A 1529-nucleotide genomic window follows, 5' to 3' on the forward strand; every position below is an offset into this window, starting at 1 on the left:
CCGCGCGGGGCGATGAATACGAAATGCCCCGATGTGGCGAAACCCCGGTTTATAATCGTCCGCTAGACATAGAACAGCAACCCGCGCCGGACGAATCACGCAGCATCGATTGCAGCGCCCGCCAGTCCGGCACACACAGGGCCGGACGACATGGAAGCGAAACCTCCCCGCCGCACCCGCGAACGGATTCTCGAGTTGTCGTTGAAACTCTTCAACGAGATCGGCGAGCCGAACGTCACCACCACGACGATCGCCGAGGAAATGGAAATCAGTCCAGGCAACCTGTACTACCATTTCCGCAACAAGGACGACATCATCAACAGCATCTTCGCGCAGTTCGAGCAGCAGATCGAACGGCGGCTGCGCTTTCCGGAAGATCATCGTCCGACCATCGACGAAACCTGGTCGTACCTGCAGTACATGGCCGATTTCATGTGGACCTACCGGTTCCTGTATCGCGACCTCAACGACCTGCTCGCCCGCAACCGCACGCTCGAGACGCACTTCAAGCAGATCATCAGCCACAAGGTGCGCTTCGCGCACGACATGTGCGAGCTGCTCGTGTCCGACGCCGAGATGGTCGCGACGCCCACCGAGATCGAAGTCATCGCCACCAACATGGCCGTCATTTCGACGTACTGGCTGTCGTATCAGTACGTGATGCATCCGCGCAAGTACAACGACCAGGACGCGATCCGCGAGGAACTGCACCAGGTCAGCATGCACGTGATCTCCGTGATGGCGCCGTACCTGCGCGGCCGGTCGCGCCAGCTGTTCGACGACCTGGTCTCCGGCAAGCTGCCGAAGCGCCAGTTCACCGACTACCTGCCGCCGCGCGACGGTTCGCCGCGCGCCGCCGGCGGGCACGCCCCCGCCAAGGATTCCAAGCAATGAAGGCTGTCTGCGTTTACTGCGGCTCGTCGTCCGGCGTGCGGCCCGTCTATGCCGACGCCGCGCGTGCCTTCGGACGCGCGCTCGTCGACGCGGGCCTCACGCTCGTCTACGGCGGCGGCCGGGTCGGCCTGATGGGCGTGATCGCCGACGAAGTGATGGCGGCCGGCGGCCGTGCGGTCGGCGTGATCCCCGAACTGCTCGTCGACAAGGAAGTTGGCCATACGGGGCTGTCGGAACTGCACGTCGTGCCCGACATGCACCACCGCAAGAAAATGATGGCCGACCTCTCGGACGCGTTCGTCGCGATGCCCGGCGGCGCCGGCACGCTCGAAGAGCTCTTCGAGGTCTACACGTGGGCGCAGCTCGGCTATCACCGCAAGCCCGTCGCGCTCTACAACATCGATTCGTTCTACGATCCGCTGATCGCGCTGCTGCGCCATACGGTCGACGAGGGCTTCATGCGCCCGGCCTATTTCGACGCACTGTGCGTCGAATCGGAACCCGTCGAACTGATCGAGCGACTGCGTCGCTACCAGCCGCCCGCCCGCGACAAGTGGGCACCCGACGCGGCCAAGTAACCGTCACCGGAACCCGCACACGATGACCGCACCGTCCGACCGCAAGGCCGTCCTCAT

2 protein-coding genes are annotated in these 1529 nt (G+C 64.0%); both read left to right on the plus strand.

Annotation, left to right across the window (positions count from 1 at the left end; all coding sequences use genetic code 11):
* The first annotated feature begins 150 nt into the window (after positions 1-150).
* Entirely contained in the window at positions 151-894 is a 744-nt protein-coding gene (locus JYJ84_RS36410; RefSeq protein ID WP_122945914.1) for a TetR/AcrR family transcriptional regulator, read from the plus strand.
* Positions 891-1472, plus strand: a complete 582-nt coding sequence (locus JYJ84_RS36415) for a TIGR00730 family Rossman fold protein (RefSeq protein WP_043188888.1) — start codon at positions 891-893, stop codon at positions 1470-1472. The genes JYJ84_RS36410 and JYJ84_RS36415 overlap by 4 nt, the downstream gene beginning before the upstream one ends.
* The last annotated feature ends 57 nt before the right edge of the window (positions 1473-1529 follow it).

Origin of the sequence: Burkholderia sp. LMG 13014 (assembly GCF_905232215.1) — a bacterium.
Classification (GTDB): domain Bacteria; phylum Pseudomonadota; class Gammaproteobacteria; order Burkholderiales; family Burkholderiaceae; genus Burkholderia.